The sequence below is a fragment of the Jeotgalibacillus marinus genome, from assembly GCF_040801915.1.
Taxonomy (GTDB): domain Bacteria; phylum Bacillota; class Bacilli; order Bacillales; family Jeotgalibacillaceae; genus Jeotgalibacillus; species Jeotgalibacillus marinus.
Genome location: NZ_JBFMIA010000166.1, coordinates 1 through 269, shown reverse-complemented (window position 1 = coordinate 269; position 269 = coordinate 1). Strand labels below are relative to the sequence as shown.

Annotated in this window: 1 protein-coding gene; it reads left to right on the top strand. The window is 52.8% G+C overall.

Features of this window, described 5'->3' with window-relative positions; genetic code table 11:
* Positions 1-90: 90 nt before the first annotated feature.
* Positions 91-269: DUF2911 domain-containing protein (locus tag AB1471_RS17390; protein WP_367780985.1), on the top strand; the 179-nt coding region annotated here is incomplete at its 3' end.

Genomic DNA, 269 nt, shown 5'->3' with positions numbered 1-269 from the left:
AAATTCAGGGGGCTGGACAAGAGCCCGCGCGACATTGCTTATTTCCCCGACCATTTCGCACATGATCGCAAGGAGGGAGAGAAAGCATTGGTGAAAGTTTCGTACAGCCGCCCCTTTCTGAACGGCCGTGAAATATTTGGTAAGAAGGAGCCCTATGGCAAGGTATGGAGGCTTGGAGCGGATGAGTCTACCGAGATCAAATTCTACCAGGACGCCACTTTCGGAGGCAAAAAAGTGAAGGCGGGGACCTATTCGCTGTTCGCGATCCC